Annotated in this window: 20 protein-coding genes; 14 read left to right on the top strand and 6 right to left on the bottom strand. The window is 60.1% G+C overall.

The annotated features are described in order from the left end of the window. Window positions 1–41 precede the first annotated feature (41 nt). From ACR0BA_RS11435 to ACR0BA_RS11420, 4 genes are read left to right on the top strand one after another with little or no spacing between them, the layout of a single operon-like run. Window positions 42–1,169, top strand: coding sequence for an ABC transporter ATP-binding protein (locus ACR0BA_RS11435; protein ID WP_170360745.1), 1,128 nt, complete (start codon window positions 42–44; stop codon window positions 1,167–1,169). Beyond that, window positions 1,169–2,059 carry an ABC transporter permease subunit gene (locus ACR0BA_RS11430; protein ID WP_170342177.1) on the top strand — a complete coding sequence of 297 codons (891 nt, stop codon included), beginning with the start codon at window positions 1,169–1,171 and terminating at the stop codon, window positions 2,057–2,059. Before ACR0BA_RS11435 ends, ACR0BA_RS11430 begins: the two co-directional genes overlap by 1 nt. After that, the gene (locus tag ACR0BA_RS11425) at window positions 2,056–2,874 is read left to right on the top strand and encodes an ABC transporter permease (RefSeq protein WP_170419991.1); all 819 of its coding nucleotides are present in this window, start codon (window positions 2,056–2,058) and stop codon (window positions 2,872–2,874) included. Before ACR0BA_RS11430 ends, ACR0BA_RS11425 begins: the two co-directional genes overlap by 4 nt. Then, window positions 2,871–4,172 carry an NAD(P)/FAD-dependent oxidoreductase gene (locus ACR0BA_RS11420; RefSeq protein ID WP_480728012.1) on the top strand — a complete coding sequence of 434 codons (1,302 nt, stop codon included), beginning with the start codon at window positions 2,871–2,873 and terminating at the stop codon, window positions 4,170–4,172. Before ACR0BA_RS11425 ends, ACR0BA_RS11420 begins: the two co-directional genes overlap by 4 nt. A 12-nt stretch (window positions 4,173–4,184) precedes the next feature. Here the strand turns inward: ACR0BA_RS11420 and ACR0BA_RS11415 are convergent, their stop codons facing one another. From ACR0BA_RS11415 to ACR0BA_RS11405, 3 genes are read right to left on the bottom strand one after another with little or no spacing between them, the layout of a single operon-like run. Beyond that, window positions 4,185–5,078, bottom strand: a complete 894-nt coding sequence (locus ACR0BA_RS11415) for a phosphotransferase (protein ID WP_480728011.1) — start codon at window positions 5,076–5,078, stop codon at window positions 4,185–4,187. Between the two features lie 25 nt (window positions 5,079–5,103). Continuing rightward, entirely contained in the window at window positions 5,104–5,769 is a 666-nt protein-coding gene (locus ACR0BA_RS11410; RefSeq protein ID WP_480728009.1) for a flagellar hook capping FlgD N-terminal domain-containing protein, read from the bottom strand. A 3-nt stretch (window positions 5,770–5,772) separates the two neighbouring features. After that, window positions 5,773–7,014, bottom strand: a complete 1,242-nt coding sequence (locus ACR0BA_RS11405) for a flagellar hook-length control protein FliK (protein WP_170419994.1) — start codon at window positions 7,012–7,014, stop codon at window positions 5,773–5,775. Window positions 7,015–7,125: 111 nt separating this feature from the next. On the opposite strand from ACR0BA_RS11405, the gene ACR0BA_RS11400 reads away from it, so the two are divergent. The 6 genes from ACR0BA_RS11400 (at window position 7,126) to ACR0BA_RS11375 (ending at window position 10,853) form a co-directional block, all read left to right on the top strand. Next, window positions 7,126–7,401: a rod-binding protein gene (locus ACR0BA_RS11400; protein ID WP_170419995.1), complete on the top strand. Its 276-nt coding sequence runs from the start codon at window positions 7,126–7,128 to the stop codon at window positions 7,399–7,401. After that, window positions 7,391–7,750 (top strand): flagellar biosynthesis protein FlgN, encoded by a 360-nt coding sequence (locus ACR0BA_RS11395; protein WP_480728008.1) that lies wholly within the window; start codon window positions 7,391–7,393, stop codon window positions 7,748–7,750. The genes ACR0BA_RS11400 and ACR0BA_RS11395 overlap by 11 nt, the downstream gene beginning before the upstream one ends. A 207-nt stretch (window positions 7,751–7,957) precedes the next feature. Next, window positions 7,958–9,205, top strand: a complete 1,248-nt coding sequence (locus tag ACR0BA_RS11390) for a flagellin (RefSeq protein WP_170364222.1) — start codon at window positions 7,958–7,960, stop codon at window positions 9,203–9,205. 78 nt (window positions 9,206–9,283) lie between these two features. Next, entirely contained in the window at window positions 9,284–9,658 is a 375-nt protein-coding gene (gene flaF, locus ACR0BA_RS11385; RefSeq protein ID WP_170369173.1) for a flagellar biosynthesis regulator FlaF, read from the top strand. Beyond that, window positions 9,658–10,059 (top strand): flagellar biosynthesis repressor FlbT, encoded by a 402-nt coding sequence (gene flbT, locus ACR0BA_RS11380; RefSeq protein WP_170341263.1) that lies wholly within the window; start codon window positions 9,658–9,660, stop codon window positions 10,057–10,059. The genes flaF and flbT overlap by 1 nt, the downstream gene beginning before the upstream one ends. Window positions 10,060–10,091: 32 nt before the next feature. Further along, the gene (locus tag ACR0BA_RS11375) at window positions 10,092–10,853 is read left to right on the top strand and encodes a DUF1217 domain-containing protein (protein WP_480728007.1); all 762 of its coding nucleotides are present in this window, start codon (window positions 10,092–10,094) and stop codon (window positions 10,851–10,853) included. 107 nt (window positions 10,854–10,960) lie between these two features. Here the strand turns inward: ACR0BA_RS11375 and ACR0BA_RS11370 are convergent, their stop codons facing one another. The 3 genes from ACR0BA_RS11370 to ACR0BA_RS11360 all read right to left on the bottom strand — a co-directional run bounded on the left by ACR0BA_RS11370 (window position 10,961) and on the right by ACR0BA_RS11360 (window position 13,596). Continuing rightward, window positions 10,961–12,532: a DUF427 domain-containing protein gene (locus ACR0BA_RS11370; protein ID WP_170370101.1), complete on the bottom strand. Its 1,572-nt coding sequence runs from the start codon at window positions 12,530–12,532 to the stop codon at window positions 10,961–10,963. 103 nt (window positions 12,533–12,635) lie between these two features. Further along, window positions 12,636–13,337 (bottom strand): winged helix-turn-helix domain-containing protein, encoded by a 702-nt coding sequence (locus tag ACR0BA_RS11365; protein ID WP_093964234.1) that lies wholly within the window; start codon window positions 13,335–13,337, stop codon window positions 12,636–12,638. Then, complete coding sequence (locus ACR0BA_RS11360) at window positions 13,309–13,596, bottom strand: hypothetical protein (RefSeq protein ID WP_480728005.1); 288 nt, start codon at window positions 13,594–13,596, stop codon at window positions 13,309–13,311. The genes ACR0BA_RS11365 and ACR0BA_RS11360 overlap by 29 nt, the downstream gene beginning before the upstream one ends. A 176-nt stretch (window positions 13,597–13,772) precedes the next feature. Here ACR0BA_RS11360 and ACR0BA_RS11355 point away from each other — a divergent pair, with 176 nt between their 5' ends. The 4 genes from ACR0BA_RS11355 (at window position 13,773) to ACR0BA_RS11340 (ending at window position 17,707) form a co-directional block, all read left to right on the top strand. Continuing rightward, window positions 13,773–14,237, top strand: a complete 465-nt coding sequence (locus tag ACR0BA_RS11355) for a hypothetical protein (RefSeq protein WP_480728003.1) — start codon at window positions 13,773–13,775, stop codon at window positions 14,235–14,237. 111 nt (window positions 14,238–14,348) lie between these two features. Then, window positions 14,349–14,966 carry a ribonuclease HII gene (locus ACR0BA_RS11350; protein WP_170420001.1) on the top strand — a complete coding sequence of 206 codons (618 nt, stop codon included), beginning with the start codon at window positions 14,349–14,351 and terminating at the stop codon, window positions 14,964–14,966. Window positions 14,967–15,072: 106 nt separating this feature from the next. Next, complete coding sequence (locus ACR0BA_RS11345) at window positions 15,073–16,176, top strand: site-specific DNA-methyltransferase (protein ID WP_170341272.1); 1,104 nt, start codon at window positions 15,073–15,075, stop codon at window positions 16,174–16,176. Between the two features lie 145 nt (window positions 16,177–16,321). Continuing rightward, window positions 16,322–17,707 (top strand): adenylate/guanylate cyclase domain-containing protein, encoded by a 1,386-nt coding sequence (locus tag ACR0BA_RS11340; protein WP_480728002.1) that lies wholly within the window; start codon window positions 16,322–16,324, stop codon window positions 17,705–17,707. The last annotated feature ends 4 nt before the right edge of the window (window positions 17,708–17,711 follow it).

The following is a 17,711-nucleotide window of genomic DNA, read 5'->3' as shown; positions in this document are numbered from 1 at the left end:
CCTTGCGCACTACCTGTACAGGCTGACTTACGGGGGCCGATTTGAACTCTACCGTCTTTGCGCCGTGGGAAGATCCGCAGGCGAAACCCTTGATCCAGTTCAAAAATGTGACCAAGCGATTCGGGGACTTTACTGCCATAGACAATCTGTCGCTGGACATCTTCGAGCGGGAATTCTTTGCTTTGCTGGGGCCGTCGGGTTGCGGCAAGACGACGATGATGCGGATGCTGGCGGGGTTCGAGAAACCCACCGAAGGCCACATCATGCTGAGTGGTCAGGACATCGACCCGGTGCCGCCGAACAAGCGGGCGGTCAACATGATGTTCCAGTCCTACGCGCTGTTTCCCCATTTGAACGTCTGGGACAACATCGCCTTTGGCCTGCGCCGGGACAACATGCCCAAGCATGATCTGGAAGACCGGGTCGAGGAGATGCTGCGCCTGACCCGTCTTGAGAAATTTGCCCGCCGCAAACCGCACCAGATTTCCGGTGGTCAACGACAGCGCGTGGCGCTGGCCCGGTCGCTGGCCAAGGCGCCGAAACTGCTACTGCTGGACGAACCTCTTGGTGCACTGGACAAAAAGTTGCGCCAGGACACCCAGTTCGAGCTGATGGACATTCAGGAAAAGACCGGCACCACCTTCGTGATCGTGACCCACGACCAGGAAGAGGCGATGACGGTGGCCAGCCGTGTTGCGGTGATGGATCAGGGTCAGTTGATGCAGGTCGCCACGCCGGACCGGATCTACGAAAACCCGAACTCGGTCTATGTCGCCGATTTCATTGGGGACGTGAACATCATCGAAGGTCGTGCAACCGCCGCCGGTGAGGGCTCGTACAGTATCGAATGGGCCGAGGGCCAGCCGCCACTGACGGCGACATCGGCGGCAAGCTTTGGAAACGGGCAGGCCTGTCACCTGGCCATCCGGCCGGAAAAGGTAACGATCTCGGCCGAGCGTCCTGCCGATGCCGTCAACGCAGTGCAGGGCAAGGTGCATGACATTGCCTATTTGGGCAACCTGTCGACCTACCATGTCGAATTGCCAAACGGGACGATCATCAAGGCGCAAACGGCCAACACACGGCGGATTTCCCGCCGGTCCTTTACTTGGGAAGACCCTGTCTGGCTGTCCTGGACAGCCACGGCGGCGGTTCTGCTGGCAGACTGATGCGCCGCGCGGTCCTGATCGCCATCCCCTATGTCTGGCTTCTGGCACTGTTCCTGGTGCCGTTCTTCATCGTGTTGAAGATCTCGCTGTCGGACATCGCGCTTGCGATCCCGCCCTACACCCCGACCCTTGATCTGTCGCAGGGCTGGGCCGGGATCAAGGAATTCTTCAGCCTACTGGATTTCGAGAATTTCGTCTGGCTGACCGAGGATGACCTGTACTGGAAAGCCTACCTGTCCAGCGTCAAGATCGCGCTGATCGCGACCGCGCTGACCCTGCTGGTGGGCTATCCCATCGCCTATGGCATGGCCCGCGCGCCCGAGGAATGGCGTCCGACGCTGATGATGCTGGTGATCCTGCCGTTCTGGACCTCGTTTCTGATCCGCGTCTATGCGTGGATGGGGATCCTGTCGAACGAAGGCTACCTGAACCAGTTCCTGCTGTGGACGGGCATCATCTCGACCCCGCTGACCATTCTGAACACGCAGACGGCTGTCTATATCGGCATCGTCTACACCTATCTGCCGTTTATGATCCTGCCGATCTACGCCGCGCTCGATCGGTTGGACGGCTCGCTGATCGAGGCGGCCGAGGATCTGGGCTGTTCGCGCACGCAGGCCTTCTGGCTGGTGACCATCCCGCTGTCGCGCCCGGGCATCATTGCGGGATGCTTCCTGGTGATGATTCCGGTGATCGGTGAATTCGTGATCCCCTCGCTGCTGGGCGGGTCGGGCACGCTGATGATCGGCAAGGTCTTGTGGGAGGAGTTCTTCTCGAACCGCGACTGGCCGGTGGCCAGCGCCGTGGCGGTGATCCTGCTGCTGATCCTGGTGATCCCGATCGTGCTGTTCCAGCGCAACCAGCAGAAACAGGCGGAGGCAGAGCAATGAACAGGCTGAGCTGGTTCAACACGGTCTCGCTGACGCTGGGCTTTGCGTTTCTGTACATCCCGATGGTTATCCTGATCATCTTCAGCTTCAACGAAAGCAAGCTGGTCACGGTCTGGGCCGGGTTCTCGACCAAATGGTATGGCGAACTGATGCAGAACCAGGCGTTTCTGGATGCGGCTTGGGTCACCGTTCGCGTTGCCGTGTTCTCGTCGACGCTGGCGACCATTCTGGGCACCATGGCCGCCTATGTCATGGTGCGGGGCGGGCGGTTCTTTGGCCGCACGCTGTTCTCCGGGATGATCTACGCGCCGCTGGTGATGCCCGAGGTGATCACCGGCCTGTCGCTGCTGCTGCTGTTTATCGGGATCGGGCTGGACCGAGGCATCCTGACCATCGTGCTGGCGCATACGACCTTTTCGATGTGCTACGTGTCGGTCGTGGTGTCCTCGCGGCTGGTGACGTTCGATCAGTCGCTGGAAGAGGCGGCGCTGGATCTGGGCTGCTCGCCGGCGCAGGCCTTCAGGTTGGTGACGCTGCCGATCATCGCGCCGGCGGTGATCTCGGGGTGGTTGCTGGCCTTCACCCTCTCGCTGGATGACCTGGTGATCGCGTCCTTCACGTCCGGCCCCTCGGCCACGACCCTGCCGATCAAGATCTTCTCGCAGGTGCGTCTGGGGGTCAGCCCGGAAATCAACGCGCTGTCGACCATCATGATCGCCGTGGTCACCGTCGGTGTGATCACTGCGTCGCTGGTGTCGAAACGCGCGATGGTCCGGCAGCGGCAAGAGGAACAAGCTGCCGCGCGCACCGAATGAGGCGGATCTTTCCGGCCTATACCTATGGCCCCGGCCCCCGTGAGGGGTGTTGGTGGGATGAAACCACTACGGCGCCTGACTGGCCCGTTCATTCGGGTGATTTGTCGACCGACGTTGCGATTGTCGGCGGCGGGTTCACCGGATTGTCTGCTGCCCTGCACCTCGCCGAACGCGGTGTGTCTGTCGCAGTGTTCGAGGCCGAAACTCCGGGCTGGGGCGCTTCGGGGCGCAATGGTGGGTTTTGCTGCCAAGGAGGGTCCAAGCTTGGTTCGGCGACACTTGCGCGGCGCTATGGGATTTCGGCGGCACAGGATTACGCGCAGGCCGAAACCGACGCGGTCGCCTTGGTTGCGGATCTTTTGCAGCGCTTTCGGATCGACGCAGACGTTCACTCCGAAGGAGAGACGCAGCTTGCGCACAGCCCGCGCGCGATGGAGCGGCTGCGGCGTCGCGCGGAAAGCGGTGGGGTTCTGCATGAGCCGTCGGATTTGGAACGCCTCGGTATGGGGGGCCGTTTCTTTGGCGGATATACCGACCCGGTCGGTTTTGGGCTGAACCCGCAGAAATACCTGTTCGGGTTGGCCTGGGCCGCGCAGGCTCAAGGTGCCGCAGTATTCTCGAAAAGCCCGGTTCAGGGCATCAGAAAAGCCGGGTCCGGGTACTGGATGACCACCCCCACGGGCCGTGTTCAGGCCAAGACGGTGTTGATCTGCACCAACGGTTATTCCAGCGACGATCTGCCCGACTGGTTGGCCGCCCGTTACATGCCCGCACAGTCTACGGTCATGGTGACACGTCCGCTGACCGAAGCTGAATTGCAGGAACAGGGTTGGACTTCGCGCCAGATGGCGTACGACACGCGCAACCTGCTGCACTATTTCCGTCTGATGCCGGACAACCGGTTCCTTTTCGGAATGCGAGGAGGCCTAATGTCCTCGCCGCGCGCCGAAGCTGCGATCCGTTGCAAAGTACGCAGTGACTTTGATCGCATGTTCCCGGGTTGGGCCGAGGTTGAGGCAACTCATATGTGGTCAGGTATGGTTTGCCTGACCCGTGACCTGCTGCCCTTTGTCGGGGAGGTTCCGGGCCACCCGGGCTTGTTTGCCGGTCTGGCCTATCACGGGAACGGCGTGGCGATGGGCAGCTATTGCGGGCGGGCATTGGCCCGCTTGGTTTTGGGTGAGCCCGCGAATATTCCGGACGTCATCGCCAAACCGCCGTCAAAGTTCCCATTCGGGCGCTGGCGGCGACTGCTGATGCCGCCGGCTTATGCGGCCATGGCTCTTGCCGATTTGTGATACGGCTCACAGTCAGAGGGCCGCAACCTCAAGGTCAAAGCCGGCCCTATAGGCTGGCGCACCATTCTCGGCCCGCCACAGGCAGTAGGCCGCCATACGCCAATTGTACCAGGGCTTCAGCGCGAGGTATCGGCGCACCGTCTGCGGGCTGTCATAGGCCGACAGAAACGTAGCCTCTTCCTCGGGGGTCAGCGCCTTGCCGCGATAGAGATGCTGCATGGCGGGTGACAGGAACAGGGCAAGATCCTCGCATGGGTCACCCATCGCCGGGCATTGCCAGTCGATCAGTGTCAGCCCCGCAGAGGAGACGAGGATGTTGCCGGCCACCGGGTCGCCATGGATCAGGCATACTCGGGGGGTCGGCGGCACCCGGACCCTGGGTTTGCGTTCGGCCAGAACGGCGCTGAGTTCCGAGCGGCAACCGTTCAATATACGGGTGCCGTGATGATCGAGATCAACGCTTCCATTGCATCCCTTAGGGACCTCTAGCACGATTTCTCGGGCGTGCAGATCATGCAGCAGTTTCGCCACCTGCGCGGTCCCTTCTCGCCACGGAGTGCCAGCCGCATGGTCATAGAAAACCCAGCGATCCGGGCCAAAGCTGCCCGAGGCGCGAAGCCGCGGAACAAACCCCGTCGCAGCAAGTGCGTGCAGACAGGCTGCTTCGAGTTGGGCGTCGTTGCGAAACAGCGGGTTTTGAAGGGAAGACCGATAGAACTTCAAAACCCGGTCCGGCTCGGCGTCCAATACCTTCCACACCTGGTTCGTGCGTCCGCCATACAGCGTTTCGAACTGGGCGTCTTTTGCGATCAACCCGCTTTCGACAAGTTGGTCTGCAAGGCCGGGTGGAGGAGCAGTTGGAACGGACAGTTGAGACACCGGAGCGTTGCGAATCTGGACGGCCAATCCTTGGCCCGCAGCGCCCCCGAGTTCAAGCGCCGGTACGAACGGCAACGACGTCGGTTGCCGGAATCACGACGCCGCTGTCCAAGGTCAACATGACGACACCGGCCCCGACTTGGGCTTCGACGACGCGGCTGTAGGTGGCCGCAGGCCGCGCCGAGAGCAGTTCATCCCCCAAAAAGCTTTCCAGCGTCGCGGAATAGTTGCCGTTGGGCAGCGGATTGCCCGATGCATCCACTCCAGCCCAAAGAAACTCGGTCTCGGAGACCGGAACAGAGACCCGGTCGATTTCGGTTCCGTCAGAATCCTTGATGACCAGCACAGACGCATCCGCGCCCAGGTCGGGCTGAGTGAATATGGTCTGCGGCTGGCCATCAAACCGGAAGGAGGCTGCCCCCTGAACATCGACCCCAATCCAGTTGGACAGCTCATCCAGATTGACGCTGCTCAGGGTGGCGGTGAGGGTTGCCAGAAGGTCGTTGGTCTGCACCTGCTGCTCGACCATCGAAAACTGGGCGAGTTGCGACGCATATTCCGACGAATCCAGTGGCTCCAGAGGATCCTGGTTGCGCGCCTGCGCCGTCAACATCATGAGAAACGTCTCAAAGTCCGAGGTCAGCCCTGTCGCTGTCGAGGTTCCCGTTGGATGCGCTGTTGAGGGAGTTTGTGTCGTGGATGCCGCTGTGGTGATCATGGGTCAAAGCCTCAGGTCCAACGCCCGGTCCACCTGGGTTGGGCGGGCCCGAGCGGGTGTTTCGGTTGCAGGGTCAAGCTCCCCCGCGGTGATGAATGTGCTGTGTTCACGTGGCTCAGCATCCTGTTCTGGGTTCGCCGAGGTGCCCAGATCAAAGGAAAGATCGCCCAGCCCCATCTCTTTGAACTCGGCTGAAAGGATCGAAATATGCCGGCGCATGAGATCCATGGTTTCGGGCCGGTCAGCGACGATCATCATGTGCAACCCGTCTTCGCGCCCGGTCACCTTGATCGAAACTTTGCCCAGCTCTTCCGGAGTCAGTGCGATTTCCACGCTTCCGCTTCCCGGCTTTGCGACGATGCTGGCCGCCATTTGCCCGGCGACCGCCCGAGCAATTTCCGCCCGGCCCGAGAGCGGGACGCCGTTGGTCGGGCCTGTATCCCTTTGCGCTGGGGTCGTACCCAAGTCCTGCGCTGGCATCCGGTCGTGCAGACTGTCCTCTGGCATCGGGTCCTTCAGTGCTGCGCGTTCCGATGTACCGACGATCTGCGCCCGGATGATGGATTCCGTTCCCTGGCCAGTAGGTTTGGCCGGCCGTTGATCCACCCCCCACGATCCGGTGGCCTGCTCGTCGCGCCTGGCTTCTTTACCGGTTGCAGTGCGCAATTCGTCCTTTCGGTTCTGCAGCCCTCCACTCATTCCAGGTTCGGTGGCGTTCAACTGCTCTTTTGCGGCTGACGCAGGTTGGGGCGCTGTGCTCGCGGCACGCTCGGGCGCTTCGGCTCCCTTGCCCGTGTCGCCCGCGAGCGATCGGCGATCGGGATCAGAGGTTACTGCGCGCATGGCCGCGGCGGCAGTTGACTGGCATCCCTCCGCCGGGGGGCTGGCCCCGAGAGTGGCGTGCGCCGTCGCCTCGCGCTTTGGAAGTTCACCGGGCGTTGCCATGGGCAGAGGCGTGTCTTTCAGTCGAGCGTCCTGTTGTGATCCCTGCAATTCCAGTGGTTCAGCCAAATCGGGTTCGGCCTGCGGGATTTCCGGGTCGGTGTTTTCATCGCCATCCACGATTTCTGGATCCGTGCGGCTGTCCGGATGAGGTTTCGCCTCGGCCTCTAGGTTCGGCATCTCTTCTTCGGCCATGAGTTCCGCGAAATCAGAGTCGCCTTTTGTTGGGGGCTCGGACTTTGCGGCCCAATCCGGCTTTCCGCCGGAAATCACATTGGTCATCATGGTCAGGGCGTTGGGCATTTTGCTCCGGCTCCGGTTGTTTGGCCCAAACCTGCCCTCAAGGTAGTTACGTTTATTTTAACCGCTCTTCGCTTTGATCGACAAAGATCGAAACAATTTTCGGAGAGGGCGATGGAAATCCCAAACCTCGCGCCGGTACCACGCAGCAATATGACCGAACAAAGACTCAAGGCCGCAGCGGTCGAGCTTGAGGCAACTTTTCTAGCCGAAATGCTGAAAGCCGCAGGCCTGGGTAAGACGCGGCAGGCTTTTGGAGGTGGCGCGGGCGAAGACCAGTTCTCGTCTTTCCTGTTGCAGGAGCAGGCCAGGCAATTGGCCCGATCCGGCGGGATCGGACTGTCGGAAACCCTTTTCAATGCAATGATGGAGAAGACCCATGCCGACTGAGCACAAGCAGGGACTGATTAAGGCTCTCGAGGAGGTTCTCGATCTCGAGCGCAGGGCTTTGGTCGAAGGGGACCTGGATCGGCTGGGCCAGATGATGCCGCAGAAGGAAAAACTGATCGGCGCACTCAACGAGATGCAGGTGCACGACAGTGACGACTTGATTCGACTGCACAAGAAGGTCGAGCGCAATCACGGCCTGCTGACCAGCGCGGCCGAAGGGATTCGGGCGGTCATGAACCGGATGGCTGAACTCAGAAAAATCCGGCAGGAATTCACGACCTATGACGCGGCCGGGCAACGCAATGGCTTCGCCGTCCGTCAGGATCCCAAGCTGGAAAAACGTGCCTAGCGGCGGGTTTGATTCAAATCCGTCTTTTTCCGTCGGACCGCCTTAGCACTCCGTTAGGAGATCAGGCCCAAAAGTGGTCCCGCACCTCGAAAGATGGTGGCGCGACCACCGATCGGTAGCTCGCACAGGTCAGAACGACAACATGTCCGCCAATGATGGTCGGGCGTCACTGGGCGAAGAAGGCCCGAATGGAAAAGGATGAAAAACATGTCCAGCATTCTGACAAACAACGGCGCGATGGTTGCGCTGCAGACTCTGAAATCGGTCAACAAGAACCTTGCAGCAACCCAGAACGCGATTTCGACAGGTAAGGATGTCGCTACGGCCAAGGACAACTCGGCCGTATGGGCGATTTCCAAGGTGATGGAATCCGACGTCAACGGTTTCAATGCGATCAAGGATAGCCTGGCACTGGGTGAATCGACTGTCGCCGTGGCCCGGAACGCTTCGGAAACCGTGACCGACCTGCTGACCCAGATGAAGAACAAGATCGTCGCCGCACAGGAGGACAACGTCGACCGCGGCAAGATCAATGATGACGTAACCGCCCTGCGGGACCAGATCGCATCGGTTGTCGGTGCCGCACAGTTCAACGGCCTCAATCTTGTGGATGGGTCAGCGGGCACCGCATCGATCCTGTCGTCGCTGGATCGCGACAGCGCAGGCAACGTGACCGCGTCGTCGATTTCGGTGGCCAGCCAGGACCTGTCGACCGGTGGGTATGCCAGCAAGGGCGTTCTGGCCGGCTCGGACAACGCGACCACTGACAATGACGCCGCCGGGTTCACAATGGACAAGTCCGGCGGTTCCGGTGACATCGTGATCGACAGTTCGACCGACAACTTCGCCGTCGGCGACAAAGTGTCGATCACCATCGGGGACAAAGTTGCATCATACACCGTGCAGGCCAGCGATCTGGACCCTTCGGGAACCTATGACTCTGCCTACACAGATGCCATCGTGGCAGTGGGGCTGAAGAACCAGATCGACGCGCTTGGGATCACCGGTGTAGCGATCGACTATGACTCCAGCGCGCCGGGCACTCTGTCCTTCGTGACCGGGACCGCAACCGCTGGTGCTGACGCAGATCGCGACGTAACCGTTTCGGCCCAGTTCACCAATGCCGGTTCTGGCGGTCTTGGTGCGCTGTCTTCGATTGACGTTTCGACCAGTGCCGGCGCTGCCGCAGCACTGGGCACGATCGAAACCTTGATCGACACGGCGATTGATGCGTCGGCCGCGTTCGGTTCGGCCCAAGGGCGGATCGAGACCCAGAAGGAGTTCATCTCGAACCTGACTGACTCTTTCAAATCCGGCATCGGCTCGCTGGTGGACGCCGATATGGAAGAGACCTCGGCCCGTCTGCAGGCCCTGCAGGTCCAGCAGCAATTGGCGACACAATCGCTGTCGATCGCCAACCAGGCGCCGCAGTCGATCCTCTCGCTGTTCCGCTAAGGCGGAAACTTGGCCGGGGCGTGATCTACGCGCCCCGGCTGTGACTGCAAATACGACGGCCTTTTGAAAGGATTTCAAGTGACCCCGCAAACGCTTGCACAACGGGCATATGCTCAGTCCGCCGCTCCGACGCGAACCCCGCGTGATACTGAGTATGAGGCGATTTCAAAGATCACGCATCGGCTCAAGGCAGCAGCCGCGCGCAAAGCCTCGGATTTCGCGGGCTTTGTTCAGGCCCTGCATGAAAACCGCCGCTTGTGGTCCGTCCTGGCCAATGGCGTCGTGGACTCGGACAATGCACTGCCGAATGAGCTGCGCGCGCGGATCTTCTATCTGGCCGAGTTCACCGAGCAGCATACGGGCCAGGTTCTGGCCAGCAAGGCCGGGGTCGAGCCGCTGCTTGAAATCAATCTGGCGGTTTTGCGCGGGCTACGTCAGCGGGGGACCGCGTAATGGGCGGGCTGGTTCTGAAGCTGGCTCCGAAAGAGCGGGTTCTGATCAATGGCGTTGTGATCGAGAACGGCGACCGCCGGACCCGCTTTTCAATCATGACGCCCGAGGCAAATGTCCTTCGGTTGCGCGACGCGATACATCCCGACGAAGTGACGACCCCGGTCAGGCGCGTGTGTTACGCGGCCCAGCTGGTCCTGTCCGGAGATCTGGAAGCGGGAGACGCAAAACAACAGCTGCTGCGACGGATCGAGGAACTGAGCCAGGTCTTCACGGATGTCGACAGTCGCCGGGTCCTGGCACAGGCGACCGAAGCCCTGGTGACCGAGCAGTACTACAAATGCCTGAAGGCTCTTCGATCGTTGCTGCCGCGCGAAGAGCGTCTGATGGCCTATCGGCAATGACATTCCTGCCGGTCATTCCAACTGGGGGAATCGTGGGGTGGCGTTTTTTGCAGCGCACCTATGACGCCCAGTTGCAGGCCTTTTCCACCTCGGTGATCAATGACCGGGACACGCAGTATTTTGTGGAAAACATCCGAAACGTCCGGTCGGCAGAAGATTTGGTCTCTGACAGGCGACTGCTGCAGGTCGCGTTGGGCGCGTTCGGATTGGACGGTGATCTGGACAATCGGTACTTCATTCAAAAGGTCTTGTCAGACGGTACGAGTTCGGATGACGCCCTTGCGAACCGGCTTGCTGACAGCAGATATCGGGAGTTTTCCGAAGCATTCGGCTTGGGTCCGGGCGAAGTCCGGAAAACCGCACTGATCACTGACATGGAGAAGATCGCTCAGAAAAATGTCGTCGCCCGGTTCGAAAGCTCGGTCGGAGAAGCCGACGACTCCATGCGGATCGCGCTTTTTGCCCAGCACGCTTTGAAAGACCTTGCCGGGCAGTCCGGAAGCGAGACCAAGAAGTGGTACGATCTGATGAGCCTACCGCCGTTGCGCAGCATGATGGAAACAGCGCTGGGCCTGCCGGCAAGCTTTGGACAGCTGGATATCGACAAGCAGCTGGACGTATTTCGGGACAAGCTGAGTAGAGTGACTGGTTCGCCGAACCTTTCGCAGTTCGTCGATGCCGATGCAATTGCCGAACTGACGGATACTTATCTCGCCCGGACTCAGATCGCACAGATGCAAAGTTCGATTTCTCCCGCGCAAACTGCTTTGATTTTGCTGGGTGCCGCAAGTTAAACCGTTCGGGCTAAGGTCAGTACCTCGCGCCAGGATCAAAAGACGCACCAGTGCCGTGCGCAGCTATGAGTGGCCATTTAGGATCGGGGGGCAAGGGTGCCGGGTGCTCAGGCATCCAGAACCGTGTCAGCGGATGTCTGCAAGGCAAAAGACATCACCGGATGCGAAACGTTGTGCAGGTCGACCGGCCCCAATGGGACGGCCCGGGAACAGGCCGGCTCGATATCTTCGGACACGACGATCCGATGGCCATTGAGCTTGCCGAACTCGCCCAACCGCGCCGCGACATTGGCTGCATGTCCGATCACCGTAAAATCAAGCCGCTCGCGCGAACCGACATTTCCGTACGTGACACGCCCGAACGATACGCCGATCGAACAATCGCATTGCCGGTTCTTGTCGGAGCGACGCAACTCGGCCAATTTCTCGACGATTTCAACGGCACTGCGCTGAGCGTCTGACCGTGCCTTGCCGGGGTCCTCACCTGCCGGGAAAACCGCAAGAACGGCGTCGCCGATAAATTTCAGAACCTCACCGTCGTTGTCGTGGACGATGCCGGACACCGTTTCGAAGAATTCGTTCAACAGGTTGATGTATTCCGTGCGGCCCAGATCCTCTTCCAGACTGGTCGAGTTGCGCAGGTCACAGAACATGATGGCCGCGTCGATGTCGTCTCCGTCGCCGCGACGAATGTCGCCGCCCAAAACGCGGGCCCCGGTTCGTTTGCCCACATAGGTCTCGAGAAGGGCCTGGGCATTCTCGCGCTGCATGAACACCTCATAGTAGCGGGCGATGACGGCCGAGCACTCAAAGACAAGCCCCAGGTTTTCCGTGGTAAAGCCGTTGGGGTGGTCGCAGGTCAACGTCAGGACATTGATACGCCCGTCGGAAAACGGCAGTGGCATTGCCACGTAATCGGTGCCCCCCTTGGCGCGCAGGTCCTCCATGATGGGGAAACTGTTGTGGGGGTTGTCGACGTTCAGCCGTTGCCGAACGCCGCCCAACCCGTTCGAGACATGCCGCAAGGGGCTGTTGATGAAAGCGGGGTGATCGTGAATCTCGTAGGTTGGAATATTGGTCGAAATCTCCTCGGCACCCTTTTCCCAGATGTAGTGCTTACCTGCGATCAGGGGATGCAGCGACCAGACAAGGATGCTGAGACGTTGAATGGCGATGCCGTGTTCCAGCATTTTTTCGGCCAGGGTCTTGGTGAAATCTTCCGGTGTTGAGATCGACCCCGCGCCACGCATCAACCAATCGATCAACGGGCCGCTGATGTTGCCGTCTCGCGGTTGGCGCAATTGATTGTCGCCCAGATCGATATGAGTGTAGGCCGCCGGCATGAAGCCGATGTGACCTTGGATGGCTTTGCTTTCAGGCAGAGAATCCTCGTAGGCCCAAACCGAGTTTGCCAACCGTTCGTCGCCAATCAGGACATCGTGATAGGTTGCTGTGCCCTTGAACGGGCAGAAGGTCTGCAACTCGGTCTCGCCGCTCAGATCAACGCGCACGTCTTCGCGCGGAACATAAATCGCAGGCGGCAGCCGGGTTTCATACATGACCTTGGCATTCGTGCTTTCAGCCAGAAGGATGTCATCGCGGTAGATGGCAACCCTGCCGTCAAGCGTTTCGATCGAAATTCCGTAGCCGTTCGTATTCCGTGTGGCGTGGACATTCATCGGCCGTCTCCCTTGCCCGGGTCCCTAGAGGATGGGCTTTTGCAGCCCGATTTCCAAGGGGCGCAACACAGAATTTACCGATCGCGATCCACGGCCGAGACGGTCAGACCATCTGGATCACGTCTTTTTCGATCGCCAGCATATAGCCCTTTTTGGCGATGTTTTTGACCAACAGCTCGCTGACCATCTGATTGCCCAGCGCGTCCCGCAGCCGTTTGATGCGCGTGGCCCCGGCGGCTTCGTCACAGTCCGATATGTCTCGGCCAGAGATCATGGCTTCGATCTGAACCCCCGACAGCACTTCGTCGTCGAGACGGGACTCGGCCAGGACGGCCAGCGTTTCCATCGCTGCGGGCGTCAGCTTGAAATCCATGTTGTTCAGGTAGACGGTGTTCTCTTCGCGACTGATCAGCAGCGACGTGACCTGGATTCCCGTGCGCTCGATCTGGGCCATTCTACGGTTCAACGTCACCAGCATCACCAGAAAGACCAAGGCGGCCAACAGCATGGCCGTGGCAAAGATCAGCAGTACGAAGATCACCATCCGGTAGCTGGCCAGCGTGTCGGCAAATGCGGTTCCGGATTGCGCGAGGATCTCCAGCAATCGGATTTCAGCCTGGGTGGTCAGATCGCTTTCGACGAACAGCCGCTCGACCCGCGCGTTGAAAGCATTGGCATCGGGCAGGGTCCAGAACAAGAAGGCTGCGGCCGTGATCAGGATCACGACGATTGCGGCGATGCCTGCTCCGACCAGCCGGGTGCCAGACCGCCGCGCCTCAGAAACGGAGATAGAATTTTCCGGCATTGGCCTTCCTTTGATCCAACCCTTCCGGTCCAAAAACGCTGATCACGTTGAGCAACGTCCACCCCGAGGATTTCAGCCTTTTGGCCACCTCTTGCTTGGCCTGCCCCTTTTTGCAGGCGGACACCTGCATCACGCCATAGTGCAGGCGCAGCGGGTTGTCCTGTTTGGCCTTGTAATCGGCATAGCATTCGGCCGCCGAAACGGTGGTGCTCAGCGATATCAACGTCGCAACGACCAGGAAAGAGAGGAACTGTTTCATAGGCTGCATCCTGCGCATGGCTTGGCACGATATTCAATATCTCAAAGGGTTTGCGGCGATGATATCGGATAACAGCGGGCCGTTATTGCTTGTCTGTCGGCGGGTGGCCGAAAGCTGTTGCATCAGTTTCGCGGTCAGCCAGTGGCGCCGCGTCCAGCTTTGAAAGGACACTTGTCATGCACCGGAAGTTCATCGCCCTCGTCGTCGCCACCGCAGTCGCCATCACCGGCGTTTCCGCATCCCAGGCCAAGGCGGCCGACGCCCATGATATTCTGGGCGGGTTGGCGGCCATTGCCATCATCGGTGCGGCCGTCAATCACTATAACAAGGAAAAGCGCAAAGAGCGTGTCACCCGGCAGAACAACTATGTCTACCAGCCTCAAAACGTTCGGCCCGATCATATCCGCCCGCTGCCCCGGCGTGTCGCCCGCTATGACCTGCCGCAGCGTTGCCTGAAGACCTACAACGGCTATGCGAAGAAACGTCCTTTGCTGGGGCCGAATTGCCTCGAGAAACACTACAAACATGCCAATAGCCTGCCACAACAGTGCAAAGTGGGGTTCTGGGACGGCAAGAAGGTGAAGCGGGCCTACGAACCCGCCTGCCTGCGCCAGAAAGGATACCGCGTGGTTTACCAGTAATCGGTTTCGAGCAGGAGCAGCGCCGCAGAAGCGCTGTGCGGGAAGGGGGCGACCTGGGTCGCCTCCTTCTTTTTTGTTGCGGTTCGGGCCAAAAAACGGTTTGCCGAGGGGATGACGACTCCGACGTTTGAATTGGAACAGGCGCTGATTGCGCAAGGCTGCCCCAGAATAGCCGGCGTAGATGAGGTGGGCCGCGGCCCGTTGGCCGGTCCGGTCGTGGCGGCTGCGGTCATTCTGAATCCGCAAGACATTCCCGACGGATTGAATGACTCCAAGAAGCTGACGGCGCGCAGGCGGCTCGCCCTTGAAGAAGATCTGCGTGCCCGGGCCGAGTTTGCCATTGCCGAGGCGTCGGTTGAGGAAATTGATGACCTCAATATCTTGTATGCTTCTCATCTTGCGATGGAGCGCGCCGTCGCCGCCCTGCATCCTGCGCCGGACTATCTGTTGATCGATGGCAATCTGATCCCCAAAGGGCTGACCTTGCCGGCGCAGGCTGTGGTCAAAGGGGATGCAAAGTCAGTCTCGATTGCGGCGGCGTCGATCCTTGCAAAGAATTGGCGCGATCAACTGATGGTGGATTTGGCGCAACAGCATCCGGGCTACGGCTGGGAAACCAATGCGGGCTATCCGTCCAAACAACACCGCGAGGCGCTGCAAAATCTTGGGGTAACCCCACACCATAGACGTTCATTCAAGCCCGTCCACAATATCTTGTATCAAGAGTAAATCGTAACCCTCTGATTCAAAAAAGAATTTGACGGCGAATCCAGTTTGACTCATCCTAGTCTCAACCAAATGAGCGCAAAAGCGCCGTGGAACTTGAGGCAGAGACATGACAACTACCAAGACAAAGGGCGCATCCGCGCTCCCTTTAAACACGATTCTATCTGGCGACTGCATCGAGGTGATGAACAGTCTGCCCGAGGCGTCAGTCGACCTGATTTTTGCGGATCCGCCGTATAATTTGCAGCTGAAAGGACAGTTGCATCGCCCGGACAACAGCCAGGTGGATGCGGTCGATGATCATTGGGACCAGTTCTCGAGCTTTGCCGCCTATGACCAGTTTACCCGCGAGTGGCTGAAGGCCGCGCATCGCCTGCTCAAGCCCAATGGGGCGATCTGGGTGATCGGCTCGTATCACAACATCTTCCGCGTGGGCTCGGCCCTGCAGGATGCGGGCTATTGGATCCTGAACGACGTGATCTGGCGCAAGTCGAACCCGATGCCGAATTTCCGCGGCAAGCGGTTCACCAACGCGCATGAGACGATGATCTGGGCCAGCAAGCGGGAAGGCGCGAAATACACCTTCAACTATGAGGCGCTGAAGGCCTTGAATGAAGGCGTGCAGATGCGCAGCGACTGGGTGCTGCCGATCTGCACGGGCCACGAGCGCCTGAAAGATGAAAATGGTGACAAGGCGCACCCGACGCAGAAGCCCGAGTCGCTGCTGCACAGGGTTCTGGTTGGTTCGACCAATCCGGGCGACGTGGTGCTTGATCCGTTCTTTGGCACCGGAACCACCGGCGCGGTGGCCAAGATGCTGGGCCGCGAGTTCATCGGGATCGAGCGAGAGGACAGCTATCGCAAGGTGGCCGAAAAGCGCATCGCCAAGGTGCGCAAGTTCGACCGTGACGCGCTCGAGGTCAGCGCCAGCAAACGCGCCGAGCCGCGCGTGCCTTTCGGCCAGCTGGTCGAACGCGGCATGCTGCGCCCGGGCGAAGAGCTGTATTCGATGAACCAGCGGCACAAGGCCAAGGTGCGGGCCGACGGCACGCTGGTGGGCGACAACATCAAGGGCTCGATCCATCAGGTGGGCGCGCATCTGGAAAACGCGCCGTCCTGCAATGGCTGGACATACTGGTGCTTCAAGCGCGACGGAAAAACCGTTCCGATCGACGTGCTGCGCCAGCAGATCCGGGCCGAACTGCACAACTGATCACACCAATACCGCCGGTGCCTGTGGCCTGACACATGGTACCAAGCCTTGCCCCGCCGAACCCGGCGGGGTCTTTTGTTTTTGGCCCCGTGATGTTTGGATGGTTCGACCCCATATCCCGCTACATAGCGAGGGAGCATCAGAAATGTCTGATACCACGGCCAGCCAATCCCGGTTTCAGCGGTTTTTCGTGACCACGCCGGACAAACTCAATTTGGACAACAAATACACCGAAGCCGCGCTGGAACGGCACAAGCGCGAGGGGCTGGAACTGGCCGTCCGCGCCCGCTGGATCGCCATGGCGTTGACCGGTGTCCTGCTGGTGTTTCTGAATCCGAACTGGGATGTGATGTGGTATCATTTCATCCTGCTGCTGCTCTGCGGCAACGGCTGGCTGATCCGGCGCGCTGGCCGTGTGGGCCAATCCCGGATCGAGCTTCTGCTGATTTTCGCCGATCTGCTGATCATGACGCTGGGCATGGTCGTTCCCAACCCGTTCAGCGACGATGTGCGCCCGCTGGCGATGCAGTACCGGTTCGACAATTTCCAGTATTTCTTCATCATCCTGGCCGCAGGTACGCTGGCCTATTCCTGGCGCACGGTGATCGCCATGGGCAGCTGGACGGCCCTGATGTGGACGGCGGGCTGGATCGTCGCCTGGTGGGTGGCCACGCCCATCCCCGGGCTCAGCGAAAAGGTTGCCACCGCGTTGCAGGGCTATCCGGCCGTGGCCGAACTGTTGGACCCCAACAGCTTCATGGTTCCGATGCGCGTGCAAGAGGTGATCGTGTTCATGATGGTCGCGGTTACGCTGGGCGTGTCGATGCGGCGGCTCAATCGCCTGTTGATCTCAAATGCCGGACTGGAGCGGGAACGCGCCAACCTGTCGCGATACTTCTCGCCCAACGTGGTCGAGGAGCTGAGCCAGAACGACGAACCGCTCAAGCAGGTGCGCAAGGAAAACATCGCGGTTCTGTTCATCGACATCGTGGGCTTCACGAAATTCGCTGCCGGCCGCGACCCGTATGAGGTGATCGAGGTGCTGCGGGGCTTCCATGCGCGAATGGAGGCCGAGGTGTTCCATCACCACGGAACCTTGGACAAGTATCTGGGCGACGGGCTGATGGCCACGTTCGGCACGCCGGTTCCAACCCCGCTGGACGCGGTCAACGCCCTGTCCTGCGCGCGGTCAATGGCTGACATCATCGACCGTTGGAATCTGGAACGCCGACGGGCAGGCGAGCAGGAGATTCAGGTTGGCATCGGTGTTCACTACGGTCCGGTCGTTCTGGGCGACATCGGGGCCAACCGGCTGGAATTCGCGGTGATCGGAGACGCGGTCAATCTGGCTGCCAAGCTTGAAGCAATGACGCGAAAGATGGGTGCGCGGATTGTCATCAGCGACGCGCTGCGCGAAAAGGCCCTAAGCGAAGCGTCGACGGCTGCCGATCTGATGAACGGGTTCCAGCGCCACGATGCACAGGCGGTTGGCGGCGTCGAGCGGCCGGTCGATATCTGGGCGCTGCGTTGACCGC

It is taken from the genome of Ruegeria sp. CI5 (assembly GCF_056536885.1).
This window is presented reverse-complemented; position numbering and strand designations above follow the sequence as displayed.